General features: G+C 66.9%; 14 protein-coding genes. All 14 read right to left on the bottom strand.

What is annotated here, in order from left to right; translation table 11 throughout:
* Positions 1-17: 17 nt before the first annotated feature.
* A complete protein-coding gene (locus tag ABZ827_RS14205; RefSeq protein ID WP_357236962.1) occupies positions 18-1,244 on the bottom strand; it encodes a cytochrome P450 in 1,227 nt (408 codons plus the stop codon).
* A complete protein-coding gene (locus ABZ827_RS14200) occupies positions 1,241-3,004 on the bottom strand; it encodes a non-ribosomal peptide synthetase (protein ID WP_357236960.1) in 1,764 nt (587 codons plus the stop codon). Before ABZ827_RS14200 ends, ABZ827_RS14205 begins: the two co-directional genes overlap by 4 nt.
* 84 nt (positions 3,005-3,088) lie before the next feature.
* On the bottom strand, positions 3,089-3,895 hold the full coding sequence (locus ABZ827_RS14195) for an alpha/beta hydrolase (RefSeq protein ID WP_357236959.1): 807 nt from the start codon (positions 3,893-3,895) through the stop codon (positions 3,089-3,091).
* Positions 3,896-4,019: 124 nt separating this feature from the next.
* A complete protein-coding gene (locus tag ABZ827_RS14190) occupies positions 4,020-4,673 on the bottom strand; it encodes a hypothetical protein (protein WP_357236957.1) in 654 nt (217 codons plus the stop codon).
* 70 nt (positions 4,674-4,743) lie between these two features.
* Positions 4,744-5,892 carry an acyl-CoA dehydrogenase family protein gene (locus tag ABZ827_RS14185; RefSeq protein WP_357236955.1) on the bottom strand — a complete coding sequence of 383 codons (1,149 nt, stop codon included), beginning with the start codon at positions 5,890-5,892 and terminating at the stop codon, positions 4,744-4,746.
* A 7-nt stretch (positions 5,893-5,899) separates the two neighbouring features.
* Positions 5,900-7,063: a thiolase family protein gene (locus tag ABZ827_RS14180; RefSeq protein WP_357236953.1), complete on the bottom strand. Its 1,164-nt coding sequence runs from the start codon at positions 7,061-7,063 to the stop codon at positions 5,900-5,902.
* 75 nt (positions 7,064-7,138) lie between these two features.
* Complete coding sequence (locus ABZ827_RS14175; protein ID WP_357236951.1) at positions 7,139-8,008, bottom strand: enoyl-CoA hydratase-related protein; 870 nt, start codon at positions 8,006-8,008, stop codon at positions 7,139-7,141.
* On the bottom strand, positions 8,005-9,240 hold the full coding sequence (locus ABZ827_RS14170) for a CaiB/BaiF CoA-transferase family protein (protein ID WP_357236949.1): 1,236 nt from the start codon (positions 9,238-9,240) through the stop codon (positions 8,005-8,007). The genes ABZ827_RS14175 and ABZ827_RS14170 overlap by 4 nt, the downstream gene beginning before the upstream one ends.
* Positions 9,240-10,007 carry an SDR family NAD(P)-dependent oxidoreductase gene (locus tag ABZ827_RS14165; protein WP_357236947.1) on the bottom strand — a complete coding sequence of 256 codons (768 nt, stop codon included), beginning with the start codon at positions 10,005-10,007 and terminating at the stop codon, positions 9,240-9,242. Before ABZ827_RS14165 ends, ABZ827_RS14170 begins: the two co-directional genes overlap by 1 nt.
* The gene (locus ABZ827_RS14160; RefSeq protein WP_357237419.1) at positions 10,007-11,173 is read right to left on the bottom strand and encodes an acyl-CoA dehydrogenase family protein; all 1,167 of its coding nucleotides are present in this window, start codon (positions 11,171-11,173) and stop codon (positions 10,007-10,009) included. Before ABZ827_RS14160 ends, ABZ827_RS14165 begins: the two co-directional genes overlap by 1 nt.
* 150 nt (positions 11,174-11,323) lie before the next feature.
* Positions 11,324-11,701 (bottom strand): hypothetical protein, encoded by a 378-nt coding sequence (locus ABZ827_RS14155; protein ID WP_357236945.1) that lies wholly within the window; start codon positions 11,699-11,701, stop codon positions 11,324-11,326.
* Positions 11,698-12,405 carry an ABC transporter ATP-binding protein gene (locus ABZ827_RS14150; RefSeq protein ID WP_357236944.1) on the bottom strand — a complete coding sequence of 236 codons (708 nt, stop codon included), beginning with the start codon at positions 12,403-12,405 and terminating at the stop codon, positions 11,698-11,700. Before ABZ827_RS14150 ends, ABZ827_RS14155 begins: the two co-directional genes overlap by 4 nt.
* Positions 12,402-13,115 (bottom strand): ABC transporter ATP-binding protein, encoded by a 714-nt coding sequence (locus ABZ827_RS14145; protein ID WP_357236943.1) that lies wholly within the window; start codon positions 13,113-13,115, stop codon positions 12,402-12,404. Before ABZ827_RS14145 ends, ABZ827_RS14150 begins: the two co-directional genes overlap by 4 nt.
* Positions 13,093-15,219 carry an ABC transporter permease gene (locus tag ABZ827_RS14140; protein ID WP_357236941.1) on the bottom strand — a complete coding sequence of 709 codons (2,127 nt, stop codon included), beginning with the start codon at positions 15,217-15,219 and terminating at the stop codon, positions 13,093-13,095. The genes ABZ827_RS14145 and ABZ827_RS14140 overlap by 23 nt, the downstream gene beginning before the upstream one ends.
* Between the last annotated feature and the right edge of the window lies 1 nt (position 15,220).

Genomic DNA, 15,220 nt, shown 5'->3' with positions numbered 1-15,220 from the left:
ATGTTCCGCCTCGGTGTTCATGGTTGTCCGAACGCGACCGGCAGGGTGGCATACCCGTGCAGGAAATTCGAATACAAGGGTTGTGGGGTGCCTGTCGCCACGATTGCCGGCGTCATGCGGCGCAGTTCATCGAGCACAATGGCAATCTCCAAGCGGGCCAGCGGCGCACCGATGCAGAAATGCGGGCCGTAACCGAAGGCCAGATGAGGGTTGGGCTTGCGGTCGAAGCACACCGTATCCGGATCCTCGAACCGTTTCTCGTCCCGATTGGCGGAAATGTTCCACATCGTGACGATATCTCCCGCCGTAATGTGCACGCCGTCGATATCGAGATCGGTAGTCGCGATGCGGCCGAAATGCATTGTGGGGGCGAAACACCGGATGATCTCCTCGACGGCGGTGCCGAGATCGTCCACCTCGCCGAATCGTCGCCACAGAGCGGGATCTTCCGCGAACGCGTGTACCGCATTGATCATGGTCAGCCGGCTCGTCTCGTCGCCGCCCAGAACAATGCTGTAACAGTTGGTGACGATCTGATCGTCGGTCAGCGGCGCTTCCTCGAACTCCGAACCGATCAAGCGAGTGATCAGTCCGTCGGCCGGACGCCGCCGCTGGGCTTGTACCTGGTCGAGCAGGCAGAGCAGTATCTCCTGGCGCGCGGCCACCGCCGAGACTGCGGACTGCTCGGCATCGTCGGAGCTCAGCGCTTGTTTGGTCAGCGATACCAGCAGATCGTGTTCACTATCCGGAATGCCCAGCAGATCGCAGATGGTCCAAATGGGAATGCGGGAGGCGATCTCGGTGGCGAAATCGAATTCACCCGAATTCGCCCACTCGGACAGTAGTCGCGCCGTGCGTTCACGAATTCGAGTCGCCAGTGAGAACACTGCTTCCCGGGTGAGCGCCGGGGTCATCAGCCGGCGCATTCTGTCGTGCCGCGGCGGGTCGGTCACCGCCAGCATTTTCCCTGCGGCATTGTCGCGGCCGGCGAGCAGGGTGAGCAGGACATTGCCGCGCTGCGAGGTGAACCGTTTGCTGTCGCGATAGATCCGCACGGCCGGGTCGTGGGCGCAGACGACCCAGAATCCGGGATGTGTGGAGGAATCCTCGTGCCGGAAGATCGGCGTCCGCTGCCGGCGGTCACGCCAGAATTTCGCCAGTTCGGGCCGCATATGCGTGGCCGGCTCGGTGAGATCCCAGGACCGTGTATCGCCGCGGCCCGTCGCTGGGAAAGTCGTGGTCACGCGCCGCTCACCAGATCCGGATCAGGAATCGGCAGCAGCGGGGCCAATTGTGCGGGAGACGGTGCATCGAGCAGCATCCGCATCGTCATCTCCACGCCGAATGTCCGGCGAATACTCCGGGTGAGCCGCGCCGCTTCCATGGATTCGCCGCCGAGGTCGAAGAAACTGTCGGCCGCGTGATACTCGGACAGAGTCAGGATCTCCGCGAAGAGCCCACAGAGCACCCGTTCGGTGGGGGTCGCCGGCTCCGCGGCCGGGCGCGCCGAACCCGGGGTCCCGATCAGTTCCGCCACTGCGGCGAAGTCGGTCTTGCCGTGTGGTGTCCGCGGCATTTCGGTGATGATCTCCACCCGGTCCGGCACGAGATAACCGGGCAGATGTTCGACGAGAAAACCACGGATATCGCCCGCGCCGATCCCCTCGTCGGCCACGACACAGCAGATGAGCTGTGTATCGGTCGCGATTACGGCGGACTGACGTACCCCGCGAAGACGAAGCGCGGTGGTTTCGATATCGGCCGGTTCGATGCGGCGGCCGCGCAATTTGATCCGCCGGTCCATCCGCCCGAGGAATCCGAGCTGGCCGTCGGGCAATTGCCGGACGAGATCCCCGGAGCGGTAGAACCGGTCACCGGTCACCGGGTCGGCCACGAATGTGTCTGCGGTTTCCTGCGGCATTCCGAGGTAACCGCGTGCCACGCCGAGTCCACCGATCCACAGTTCCCCTGCTGTACCGGGCTCCGCCGGGGCACCGTCCTCGCCGACGATCCGCAACGTGGTGCCGGCGATGGCGCGCCCGATGGCGAGCGGCTGCCCGGGTTCGCCCAGCGGGTCACTGATGGTGGCACAGACAGTGGTTTCGGTCGGCCCATAGGAATTGACCAGGCGGTGCCGGACCGTCCATTCGTCGACGACTGCCGGATTCGCCGCTTCGCCGGCGATGATGAGGCTCAGCCCAGCCGGCATCCGATGCTCGGGAATCGCCGCGAGCACGGACGGCACCATGATGGCGTGGGTGATCCGCTGCGCGACGATCGTTTCGGCGATCGCGAGGCCGTCGGTCAGCTGATCGTGCCCGGCGAAGACCGCCGTCGCGCCCGCACCGAGCGCCGAGGTGATCTCCGCGAGCGAGGCATCGAACGATGCGGGCGCGAATTGCAGCATGCGTGAGCCGGGCCGCAGGTCCAGAGCGTGGGCGGTGGCATCGGCCATGGCGAGGATGCCACGATGCGGCACCGCCACCCCCTTCGGGGTGCCCGAGGACCCTGAGGTGAAGATGACATAGGCGAGACTGTCCAGCCCGACGGACGGGTATGCCGGGCGGTTCGGCACCGCGGCCCCGGGCGGGGGAACGGTGACGGTGACGATATCGCCGGGTAACTCGGGTCTCGTAGCCTCGGGGTCCAGCAAGGCTACCCGGACGGGGCAGACCGCGAGGGCAGCCGCCGTGCGTTCGCGTGGCTGGTCCGCGGCCAACGGCACATACACCGCACCGAGACGCCAAATAGCGAGCATCGCCGCGGTCGTAGCGGGGGTGCGCCGCGGCGGCGCAACCACCGCGACCGAATCCGATTCGGTGACACCGGATTCGATCAATTCCAGGCATATCCGGTCGACCCAGTTATCGAGTTGCCCGTATGTCAATGCCGATCGGCTATCTTTCAGCGCGACCTCATCGGTGATACCGGGAATTCGTTCTTCCAGACCTTGCAACCAGACCCGGTTCGGCGGTTGTAGCGGCACGTCGTCAGGCGATTGCACGTCGGTGACTGTAATTGAGCCGATCGACCGGCGTGTTACATGATCACCAACAATGGGAATAGATCGAGACTGCTCATCCGGAATTCACCCGCCGGTCAGGAATTCGATGAGCACCCGATTGACTTCTTCGGGACGTTCGAGGTGACCCAGATGGCCACACCCGTCTATTTCGACGTAACGGGCGCCGGGAATCGCTTCCGCAACCTCGCGGCAAAACAGCGGAGGCGCGAGCTGATCATCGGAGAAGCCGATCACCAGGCTGGGCCGGGTGATCTGCGTATAGTCGGCGAGTCGATCGAGGGAGTAGTCGATGCCCAGCTGCGCTCGTACGCCGGGGGTCGTCGGCACGGACGCCGCGAATTCGAATGTGTCGAGCCATTGCCGGGCCTGTTCGGGGTCTTCCAAGGTGCGCGGTGACAGGTGCAGCGCCGCTTCGGCGGCCGCGCTGTACTGGGCCGGGAGTCGGCTGCCCGTGTCGTGGAGCGCCGCGCGACCGGCATTGATCGCGAGCAGCATGGGATGCGGGCGACCCGCCGTGGCCAGCATGGCCGCATGATCGACAAGGTCCGGACGGGCAAGAGTCAGCTCCTGCGCCACCAGCGCGCCCAGCGACGTGCCCACGATATGCGCGGGCGCACCCAGATATTCGATCAACCCGGCGGTATCGGCCACCAGATCCGCGAGCGTGATCTCGCCGGAACTCTCCTCGGCGGGAGCGATTCCGCGATTGTCGAACGTCGCGACACGGAATCCGGCGCTCACCAGAGCGGGCACCTGATACGTCCGCCACACCCGGCCCGGATTGCCGCTGCCCATGATCAGCAGCACCAGCGGCCCGGTCCCGGACACCTGGTAACTCAACTGGATACCGTTGATCAGCGCTGTCGACATCGTTCAGGTTTCCGTCCGATCCATACCCTCGACCTGCCGCCGAGCCGTTCACGCCGAAGCTAGCAGTGGATGCCTGCCCGGTCGCATCGCGCCCCGGTGCGGCGGCAGGCGACCGGTCGGCGGATCAGACCGCCCGGATGAGGTCCTGGCGACCCCGCAGGTCCGCCAGGAGAACCTCGCCGCCGTGGAAGGTCTCGAGGTCTTCGTCCGGCCGCTCCGGGATATTCGCCGCGGCGAGCGCGCACCGTTTGAACGCCCGTGCCGCCGAACTCAGCCGGTGATGTACGGACGCCACCCGGCGGGCGAGCTCCTCCGGCAGGTCGTCGCCCCAGACCGCGAATTCGGCCAGCCCTTTGTCCAGGGAGTTGAGGGTTCCTTCGCGAACCCACTCGTTCGAGACGAACACATCCGGTGCGAGCAGCACACTTTCCGGCCAGGTGTCGTGTACCGGGGAGGCCATCGCGGTGTTCAGGTCCAGCACGGTGGCGCCGAGTATCGCCAGGGGCCGGACGTCGTCGTGTTCGGTGAGCACGGCGACCACTTCCCAACCGGCCATCATCCGGTCGAAGATGAACCCGCCCGCGTACTGCACCGCGTCCACGGTGTTCGGCGCGACGATCGCCAGCCGGTGCCGCAGGGGACGGCGGCGGGCGTGCGCGCGGACGATGTCTACCGGATGTAGGCCCGCCCCCACCGCGCATTCGGAGTCCAGTAGGCAATCAGCCGCATCGCGCCCATCCCAGGAACCGATCACCGGGTACTCCGTTCGATAAACCAACTGCTGAAACAGTAAGTTCGAACGCCGAGTTGTGATGCAGATCTCAACGAAATATCTACTGTGCTATACATCACAAACCGAGGTCTTTGGCAATGATAACTTTCATAACCTCGCTGGTGCCGGCGTAGATGCGGGCCACGCGGGCGTCGGTGTACAGCCGGGCGATCGGGTATTCCATCATGTAGCCGTAGCCGCCGAACAGTTGCAGGCAGCGGTCCACCACCCGGGCCTGGGTCTCGGTGGCGAACAGTTTCACCCGGGCCGCGTCCGCCCCCGAGAGCTGCCCGTCCACCAGGTCCAGTACCGCCCGGTCCACCATGGTCTGCCCCGCCTCGACCTCCGCGGACATGGCGGCGAGCTCGAATTTGGTGTTCTGGAACGATGCCACCGGTGTCCCGAAAGCCTTGCGCTCCTTGACATAGTCGATCGTGGCCGAGACAGCGGCCCGGGCCTGAGCCACCGACCCCACCGCCACCGCCATCCGTTCCTGCGGCAGGTTGTGGCCCAGATAGCCGAAGGCGGCGCCCTCCTCCCCCAGGCGGTTGGCCACCGGGACCCGGACATCGTCGAACGACAGCTCCACCGTGTCCTGGACCTTGCAGCCCATTTTCTCCAGTACCCGGCCCCGGGTGAAACCGGGCATTCCACCTTCGACCACGAGCAGGGTCAGCCCGGCCCGGCGGTTATCGGGGTCGGTGCCGGTCCGGGCCACCACGACCACCAGATCGGCGAGCAACCCACCGGTGATGAAGGTTTTCGCGCCGTTCAGCACGTAGTGGTCGCCGTCGCGCACAGCGGTGGTGCGGATCCCCGCCAGATCCGATCCGGTGCCCGGCTCGGTCATGGCCACGGCCGTGAGCAGGCTCCCGTCGGCGAGACCGGGGAACCAGCGGGCCCGCTGATCCCGGTCCGCGTATTCGAGGAAGTACGGCAGGATCACATCCAGCTGCGTCCGGACCGTGCTGAGGGTGACCAGCGCGCGCTGCGCTTCCTCCTGCAGCACCACGTTGTACCGGTAATCCCGCGTCCCCATCCCACCGTATTCCTCGGGGATGGCGGTACCGAGCAACCCGAGTCCGCCGAGTTGCCGGAACACCTCACGCGGCATCTGTCCCTGCTTCTCCCATTCGGGATAGTTGGGGACGATTTCTTTCTCGATGAACTCCCGGGCCAGATCCCGGAACGCTTCGTGGTCGGGGGTGAACAGATCGCGACGCATATTCTTCCTATGAAATGAGTTCGACGACAGTGGCATTGGCGGTACCGCCGCCTTCGCACATGGTTTGCAGGCCGTAGCGAATGCCGTTGTCGCGCATGTGGTGGATCATCCGGGTCATCAGCACGGCACCCGACCCACCCAGCGGGTGCCCGAGCGCGATGGCACCGCCCAGTGGGTTCAGCAGGGCCGGGTCGGCCCCGGTTTCGGCGAGCCAGGCCAGCGGAACCGGCGCGAATGCCTCGTTCACCTCGAAAACCCCGATATCGGACAGCGCCAGACCCGCCTTGCGCAGCACCTTCTCCGTGGCCGGGATTGGCCCGGTGAGCATGAGCACGGGATCGGCACCGGTCACGGCCCCGGCCCGGTAGCGCGCGAGCGGGCGCAATCCCAGCTGGGCGGCGAGTTCGGCCGTGGTGATCAGCAGCGCGGCGGCACCGTCGGAGATCTGGGAGGAATTACCGGCGTGGATGACGCCGTCCTCCTGGAAGGCCGGTTTCAAGCCGGCCAGTTTCTCCGCGCTGGTGCCGCGGCGGATGCCCTCGTCCGCTGTGACGACACCGCCCTCGGTGAATTCACCGGCCGGTGCCGTGACTTCGACGATCTGATCGGCGAAGGCCCCGCTGTCCTGAGCCGCGGCGGCCAGTTCGTGTGATCGCGCCGAGTATTCGTCGAGAACAGTGCGGGTGAAACCCCACTTCTGGGCGATGAGTTCGGCCGAAATTCCCTGGTTGAAGGAGAAATCGTCGTACCTGTCGAGAACCGCCGGACCGTAGGGCTGTCCGGTGGCCCGGGCGGAACCGAGCGGAACCCGGCTCATCACCTCGACCCCACCGGCCACCACCACGTCCTGCTGCCCGGACATCACTGCCTGCGCGGCGAAGTCCAGCGCCTGCTGACTCGACCCGCAGGCCCGGTTCACGGTGGTGCCCGGGATGGACTCCGGCCAGCCCGCGGCCAGCACGGCGTACCGGCCGATATTGCTCGACTGGTCGCCGACCTGGGAGACGCATCCCCAGACGACGTCGTCGATGAGCGCGGGATTCACCCCGGTGCGTTCGGCCAGCGCGCGCAGCACCACCGCGGACAGGTCCGCGGCATGTATCGCGGACAACCCGCCCTTCCGTTTACCGACCGGTGTGCGCACCGCGCCGGCGATCACTACATCCCGCATCCGGGCCTCCGTTTCTCCATATCTCGGCCATTACCCGCCGTAGCATCTCCCGATCGCCCGGCTCCCGGTCGAGACTCAACCATTTCGGCTGTTCCCGGTGGTGTTGTTCGGGTCCGGACGGTTGTCCGCCGGCCGCGCGCCGGCCGGCGGCAGCGACCAGGCACCGGTGAACCGCGGTGCGCGTTTCTCGGCAAAGGCCGCGTAGGCCTCCGGAGCGTCGGCGGTCGCGAAATTGACACCTTGCGCGCGGGCCTCGCCCGCCAGCGCCTCACGCAGCGTCGCGTCGGCACCCTCGTTGAGCAGCGCCTTGGTTTGCGCCGTCGCCACCGGCGGCCCCGCCGCCAGCCGGGCCGCGAGATCATCGGTGAACCCATCGATCTCGTCGCCGGCCACGACCCAGGTGACCAGCCCGAGCGCTTCGGCGCGCGCCGCGTCCACGGTCTCGGCCAGCAGCGCCAGCCGTTTGGCCTGCTGCAATCCGATCAGTTTCGGTAACAGCCAGGAACCACCGAGGTCCAGCGACAGACCCCGCCGGGCGAAGATCTGCGCGAACGTCGCGTCCGGGGTGGCCACCACCAGATCGCAGCCCAGCGCCAGGTTCCAGCCCGCACCGACCGCCACCCCGGTCACCTTGGCCACAGTGGGTGTCGGCAGTTCGTGTAGTTGCAGCGCCAGATCCGTGAAGATCCGCAACTTGTCCATCGGATGCCGGGCATCGGGTACCGATATATCGGCGCCGGAACAGAACGCGCCACCGGCGCCGGTGAGGATCAGCGCCCGCACCGACCGGTCCATACCGGTATCGCGCAGGACATCCGCCAGATCGCGCCACATCGTCCAGGTCATCGCGTTCTTGCGGTGTGGGCGGTTGAGCGTGACGGTCCGGACGCCGTCGTGGTCGGCGACCAGCAGTTCCGCCGGCGTCCCATCGGCCGCGGCGTTCACGACCGGCTCCGATCGGCCGATCCGGCCCCGTATGCGGGACCGATCACCGCCGCCGCCCGCAGATCGGCGATCTCCGCCGCGGTCCGGCCCAGTTCACGCAGGACCGCGTCGGTATGTTCGCCGAGGCCCGGAACCGCTCCCATCGGAGGTTCGAAACCGGTGACCACGGCCGGTGGCAACAGCGCCGGTATCGGGCCACCGGGACTGTCGATCTCGCGCCAGCGATCCCGGGCCGACAACTGCGGATGGCCGATGACATCGGTGGTGGTGTTGTAGCGCGAGTTCCCGATACCGGCGTCGTCGGCGGCCTTCTGGACTTCGGCCAGCGTATGCCCGGCACACCAGGAACCGATCGCCTCGTCCAGGTCACCGCGGTGGCGTACCCGATCGGAGTTCGTCCGGAACCGGGCCTCCTCGGCCAGCTCGGGCCGGCCGAGGATATCCCGGGCCAGCCGCTGCCATTCGCGGTCGTTGGTGGTGCCCAGCACCACGGTCTGACCGTCACCGGTGGCGTAGGCCCCGTACGGGGCGACCGCGGGCGAGCTCATCCCGAGCGGCTGCTGTTCGACACCCGAATGGCGGGTGTAGTTCAGGTGGTAGCCCATCATCTCGGCCATGGTGTCGAACAGGCTCAGACTGATCGCACCACCGGCCGGTCCGGTTTCCCGGTAGCGGCCGCACAGGGTCGCCAGGATCGACAGTGCCGCATACAGTCCCGTGGTCACATCCGCCACCGCGGGGCCCGGCTTGGCCGGTTCACCTTCCCGGCCGGTCACCGCGCACACCCCGGATTCGGCCTGAACCAGCAGGTCGTATGCACGTTTGTGCGAGAGCGGCCCGCCGGCACCGAATCCGTCGATTTCCAGTGCGATCAGCCGCGGATAGCGTTCGGCGAGTTCGGCGGGAGTCAAGCCGAGGCGCGCGGTGGCGCCCGGTGCCAGATTCGATACCAGGGCGTCGGCACGGGCGAGCAGCTCGTGCAGAATCTGGATACCGCGTTCGGACTTCAGATCCAGTGTCACCGATTCCTTGCCGCGGTTCACCCAGACGAAATGGGCGGCCTGCCCGGCCACCACATCGTCGTAGTGCCGGGCGAAATCACCGCCCACCGGGTTCTCCACCTTGATCACCCGGGCTCCGAAATCGGCGAGGGTGCGGGTGCACATGGGCGCGGAAACCGCCTGTTCCAGCGCCACCACCAGCACCCCCGCCAGCGGACCGGCCGCCGTCATCAGATGACCATGCCGCCGTCGACCGGCAGCACCTGTCCCGTCACGAAGGACGCGGCGTCCGAGGCGAGGAAGCAGAAGGCCCCCGCCACCTCGTCGGGTTCGGCCCAGCGGCGCAGCGGGATCCGGTTGAGCATCTGCTCGGCGAACTTCTCGTCGGTGCGGATGGTTTCGGTCATCGGGGTCGCGGCCAGCGGGGCCAGCGCGTTCACCAGAATATTCTTGCGGGCGAGTTCACGGGCCAGCGATTTGGTGATACCGATGATCCCGGCCTTGGCGGCGGAATAGTTGATCTGACCCAATGTCCCGGTGAGCCCGGCGGACGAGGTGACATTGATGATGCGGCCGGTGCCGTCGGTCGCCAGATACGGCAACGCGGCCTGACTGCAATTGAATGTTCCCAGCACATGCACGTCGAAAATCTTGCGCATGGATTCCGGGGTGGTCTTCGGGAACATCGCGGGAGCCGTGATCCCGGCATTGTTCACCACGATATGTATTGTCCCGCCACCCAATTCGGCCGCCTGCTCCGCCGCCGCCACCGCGGAATCCGGGTCCGCGACATTCAGCGCGCAGGCGCGGGCCGTGCCCCCGTCCGCGGTGATCTTCTCGGCGACGGCCGCCGCCGCGTCCCCGTCGAGGTCGGTGACCAGCACCGCCGCGCCCTGCGCGGCCAGTGCCCGGGCCACGGCCGAGCCGATACCGCCCGCCGCACCGGTGACCAGCGCCGTGCGGCCGGTCAGATCGAATAGTCCGTTATTCGCTGCCATCAGTAACTCCTCGGCATTCCCAACACATGCGACCCCAGATAATTGAGGATCATTTCCTGACTGATCGGCGCGATCCGCATCACCCGTGACTCCCGGAAATACCGGGAGATGTGATACTCCTCCGAATACCCCATACCGCCGTGCGTCTGCATTGCCCGGTCGGCGGCCTCGAAACCGGCTTCCGCGCACAGATATTTGGCGGTATTGGCCTCCCGGCCGCAGGGCTTGCCCTGGTCGTACAACCAGGTCGCTTTACGCAGCACCAATTCGGCCGCGTCCAACCGGGCCAGCGAATCGGCGAGCGGGAACTGGATTCCCTGATTCTTACCGATCGGCCGCCCGAAAACCTCACGCTCGTTCGCGTAGCGCACCGCGCGATCCAGTGCGACCCGGCCGATCCCGAGTGCTTCGGCCGCGATCAACATCCGTTCGGGGTTCAGGCCGTCGAGCAGGTACTCGAATCCGCGCCCCTCCTCCCCGACCCGGTCTTCCACCGGGATCCGCAGATCGTCGATGAACAGCTCGTTCGACGACACCGCGTTACGGCCCATCTTCGGGATGGGCCGGATATCGACATGGTCGCGATCGAGGTCGGTCAGGAACAGCGTCATACCGCTGGTCTTCTTCTCGACCTCGTCGTACTTCTGGGTACGCGTGAGCAGCAGGATCTTCTCCGACTCCAGCGCTTTGGATATCCACACCTTGCGGCCGTTGACCACATAGTGGTCGCCGTCGCGGCGGGCGAAGGTGGTGATCCGGCTGGTGTCCAGGCCTGCGCCCGGTTCGGTGACACCGAAACATACGTGCAGATCCCCGCGGGCGACCCGCGGCAGGGTGCGCTGCTTCAGTTCCTCCGAACCGTGCACGATCACCGGCTGCATACCGAAGAGGGACAGGTGGATCGCGGTGGCGGCGTTCATCCCGCCGCCGGAGCGCGATACCTGTTCGGCCAGGATCGAGGCCTCGGTGATACCGAGCCCGTGCCCGCCGTATTCCTCGGGAATACAGATGCCCAGCCAGCCGCCGTCGGCGATGGCGCGATAGAACTCGGTGGGGAATTCGTGATCCCGGTCTTTCTCCATCCAGTACTGGTCGTCGAACTTACGGGCCAGTTCGGCCACCGAATCCCGGATCAGCCGCTGATCCTCGCTCAGCTCGAAACTCATACCGTCGGGCACATCAACTCCTCTCGTCATCGCCGCCGCACGCGGCTGGGCGGTGGACCACTCTGGTGTCGAGCGGTCCACCGCTGTGTCATATCGAGCGGTTCACCGCTGCCACCTTCGAGCGGTTCACCGCTGCCACCTTCGAGCGGTTCACCGCTGCGGAACACCGACCTCGCCGAACTCCTTCTCGGCGGCACCGGGCAGGTTCCCGGCGAGCTGGGCCAGGTCATAGGACTGCCGCGCCATCCAGTACCGCAGCACGCCGGTCAGCGAGTACCGCAGGAACAGCGCCGCGCCCACGATGCTCAGCGCCACACCGGCCAGCGCGATGATGATCGAATCGCGCTGTACCAGTGCGTCGGAGGTGTTGTTGGACATCAGATAGCCCAAAACGATGACCACCGGGCCCAGGACCAGCAACGCGACACCGACCCGCAGCCACAGGCCGCCGCGTCCGGCGGCGGGGTCGGGGATCTTCAGTTCCGCGAGCTCCTGGACGAAACGGTCCGCGCGAGTGGATTCGGTCATGAGGAACTTCCTAGATAGAGAGTGGCCAATTGGTTGCGGAGCCCGAGATCGGGTGGGCCCTGGTGTTCGACGCGGCCGCGCACCAGCACCGCGGCGGTATCGGCGATATCGAGTACCGCGGCGGCGAATTGTTCGACGATCAGCACCGCGACACCCTGGCGGGCGATTTCGGCGACCTGTTCGTAGAGCCGCTCCACCACGCGCGGGGCCAGCCCCATGGACAACTCGTCCAGCAGCAATACGGCCGGGTCGGTGGCCAGGCCGCGGGCCAGCGCCAGCATCTGCTGCTCGCCGCCGGACAGGGTGCCCGCGGTCTGTCCGGCGCGCTGGGCCAGAATCGGGAACCGCGCGAAGGCGATATCCTCGATCTGCGCCACTGGACGCCCGGTGAACGACATCATCAGCAGGTTGTCGCGCACCGTGAGATTGGGGAAGATTCCCCGGCCCTCCGGGATCAGGCAGACACCGGCGCGGGCGAGATCACGCGGGTCGACCCCGTTGACGATGCGTCCGCCGAGCCGTAGATCCCCGTCCGCCACCGGATGTACCCCGGCCGCCACCTTCAACGTGGTGGTTTTCCCGGCACCGTTGGGACCGAGCAGCGCGACCACCTCACCGGCCCGCACACTCAGATCGACGCCGTGCAGCACGGTGATCGCGTCATAGGCGGCGCGAATACCGCTCAGTTCCAGTAATGCGGTCATGAGTCCCCCAAATAGGCCGCCAGGACCTGTTCGTCGCGGCGGATCACCTCGGGTGGCCCGCTGGCGATCACACTGCCCAGGTCGAGGACATAGACCTGATCGCAGACGCTCATCACCAGACCCATATCGTGTTCGACCAGCACCACCGCGGTACCGTCCGCGGCGACCGAACGCAACAGTTCGGCGAAGCGATCCGTTTCCGCGCTGTCCTGGCCGGCGGCGGGTTCGTCGAGCAGCAGCAGGGTGGGCCGAACCGCCAGGGCGCGCCCCACTTCGACCAGCCGGGCCAGCCCGGTGGGCAACGCGTCGGCCAGATCCCCGGCTCGTTCCCCGAGGCCCAGCCGGTCGATGATCTCGTCGGCGACCTTGCCGGCGTGCCGGCGGCGCGGCCCGAGTTCGGCCGCCACCAGCAGGTTGTCCCGGACCGATAGGCGTCCGAAGAGCTCGAGCCGCTGGAAGGTCCGTGCCATTCCGCGCCGGGCCCGCCGCGACGGATCGAGCCGGGTGATATCGCGGCCGGCCAGCCGGACCCGTCCGCCGACCGGCCGCCGCAACCCGCAGATCACGTCGAACAGGGTGCTCTTCCCGGCCCCGTTGGGCCCGATGAGTCCGGTCACCTCGCCCGCTTCGGCCCGTAACCCGGCGCCGTCGAGTGCGCGGCGGCCGCCGAAGGTGACCGTGATATCGCTAACGTCCAGCAGCGATGGCATGATCGAGCACCTCCTTGTCCGCCGGCCGCCAGGGCCGTTTGACGCCCCACCATTCGACTGGCACATCGGGTTCGCCCGCCGCCGCGCGTTGTTCGCGGTTGTTCGCCCATATCCGCACTGCGTACACGGCGATCGCCGAGCCCCAGAACAGCATCCAGCCGTCGATGATGTCGGCCAGCCGCAGCAGCCACAGCACCACCGGGAGACCGGCCATCAGTGCCAGAGCCAGCCGGTTGCGGATCGCCGGCTCGAACCCTTCCCGGATCCGGGCGACCGCACCGTGGCTCACCACACCGCCGCCGAAGGCGATACCGGCCAGCGCCGGGATGACCTGGATCAGATTCTCGGTGGACGGGAACAGCACCGGTATCGCCAGCATCGGCCCGTAGAGCGCGACACCCACGAACAGTCCGTTGCCCAGGGCACCGAGTCCGGCGAACACCGCCACCAGGAAGATCGGCAGACCGGCCACGAAATTGAACTGTTCGGGGCTGACCGATCCCATCTGCATTCCGTACAGCGCGCCGCCGAGCCCGGCCAGACCGGCACTCAGCGCGAACACCGCCACCTTGGCACGCAACAGGTTCCCACCGAGCGTGGCGTAGGCGGCTTCGCTGTCGCGCAGCGCGATGAGCCGGCGGCCGAATCGCCCGCGCCGCAGCGCCGCGACACCGAGGGTGGCGAGGGCCAGGCAGACCGCCGCGAAGATGGTGATGCCCTGGACGTCATCCAGCTTCAGTCCGAACAGATTCGGCCCGTACAACTCGACCGATCCCTGATCGAAGAACGAAATCTCCACCCCCGCTATCTCGAAGGAGGGCAGGGTGAAGATCCACCGGTCGAGCACCACCGCGAAAGCAGCGGTTCCCAAGGCCAGGTACACACCCGAGAGACGCAACGCGGGTAGCGCGATCAGAGCTCCGGCGAGCGCCGCGATCAGCACGGCTGCGAGCAGACCCCACAGTTCGCCGTCAGGTGCCAGTTGCCCATAGGCGATGGCACCGATACCCGCCATGCTCAGCTGGCACAGCGAGATCTGTCCGGCGTACCCGGACAGCGGTACGAACGACAGCGCGATGACGCCGAAGGCGAACATCGGCCCGTAGGCGATCAGATCGCTCTCGCCGAGTGTCGTGGCGACCATCAATCCGAGGATCACGATCACCCCGGCGAAGAACACCGCGCCACCGCGTGACGGGGTCGGCACCGGACTGAGTTTGCGGTCGCGGCCGCGCAACCTGCCGTGCGGGAACAGCAGCAGCGCCGCGAACAACAGCAGGGCCGGTGCCGCGAGCCGCAGACCCGGCAGGTATTCGTTCTGCGGCAGATACCCGGTGAGGTAGCTCTCCGTCAGACCCACCACGACCGCGCCGAGGAAGGTCATCGGCAGGCTGCGCAGCCTGCCGAAGATCGCCGCGGTGTAGGCGCTGACGATCAACAGGGAGAGCGTGGCCGCGTCCAGCGATACGGTGGGCGCGATGAGAATGCCACCCACCGCGGCCAATTCGATACCGAGGATCCAGGCGACCCGGTTGGCACGGATCGGATCCGCCCCGGTGAGCCCGGCCAGCGCCCGGTCGTCGACGGTGGCCCGCATCTCCGCACCCGTACGGGTGTTGAACAGCAGCACCCGCAGACCCACCGCGACCGCGATCGCCACCAGCATGGTCAAGGCCTGATGCCAGGTGATGGTGGCGCTGCCCAACCGGATCGGATCGATATCGGCGAAGAAGCTGGGCAGCGTCCGGGCTTCCATCGGATCCCAGATCCAGCGCGCGGTGGCGATGAGGCCGCTCAGCAGAGCGACCGTCATCACCAGTTTTTCCGCGTCACCCAGCCCTTGCACGGCCCGCAGCGCCCGTTCGACGAGCAGGCCGGACAGGGGCGCCAGCACCAGCAGCACGATCGCCAGCGCGATCGGCATCGGTACCCCCCAGCCGGCGGTGAGCTGCCAGTAGGAGAAGGCAGCCATCATGCCCGCGGCGCCGTGCGCGAAGTTGAATATTCCGGTGGTCGTATGGGTGAGCACCAGTCCGCTGCCGATCACGGCGTAGACGGCGGCGGTGCTCAGCCCGACGATCCCGAAGGCGAGGAATTGGTCCATG

This window comes from Nocardia sp. NPDC019395 (assembly GCF_040632335.1).
Taxonomy (GTDB): Bacteria; Actinomycetota; Actinomycetes; order Mycobacteriales; family Mycobacteriaceae; genus Nocardia.
The sequence above is the reverse complement of the archived record's forward strand: the minus strand, read 5'-3'. Positions and strand labels throughout refer to the sequence as shown.

Coding starts and splice junctions, on each gene's coding strand:
- ABZ827_RS14140 (WP_357236941.1), bottom strand. CDS start 15,219: ATGGACCAATTCCTCGCCTTCGGGATCGTCGGGCTGAGCACCGCCGCC.
- ABZ827_RS14180 (WP_357236953.1), bottom strand. CDS start 7,063: ATGCGGGATGTAGTGATCGCCGGCGCGGTGCGCACACCGGTCGGTAAA.
- ABZ827_RS14155 (WP_357236945.1), bottom strand. CDS start 11,701: ATGACCGAATCCACTCGCGCGGACCGTTTCGTCCAGGAGCTCGCGGAA.
- ABZ827_RS14185 (WP_357236955.1), bottom strand. CDS start 5,892: ATGCGTCGCGATCTGTTCACCCCCGACCACGAAGCGTTCCGGGATCTG.
- ABZ827_RS14145 (WP_357236943.1), bottom strand. CDS start 13,115: ATGCCATCGCTGCTGGACGTTAGCGATATCACGGTCACCTTCGGCGGC.
- ABZ827_RS14195 (WP_357236959.1), bottom strand. CDS start 3,895: ATGTCGACAGCGCTGATCAACGGTATCCAGTTGAGTTACCAGGTGTCC.
- ABZ827_RS14150 (WP_357236944.1), bottom strand. CDS start 12,405: ATGACCGCATTACTGGAACTGAGCGGTATTCGCGCCGCCTATGACGCG.
- ABZ827_RS14165 (WP_357236947.1), bottom strand. CDS start 10,007: ATGGCAGCGAATAACGGACTATTCGATCTGACCGGCCGCACGGCGCTG.
- ABZ827_RS14170 (WP_357236949.1), bottom strand. CDS start 9,240: ATGACGGCGGCCGGTCCGCTGGCGGGGGTGCTGGTGGTGGCGCTGGAA.
- ABZ827_RS14160 (WP_357237419.1), bottom strand. CDS start 11,173: ATGAGTTTCGAGCTGAGCGAGGATCAGCGGCTGATCCGGGATTCGGTG.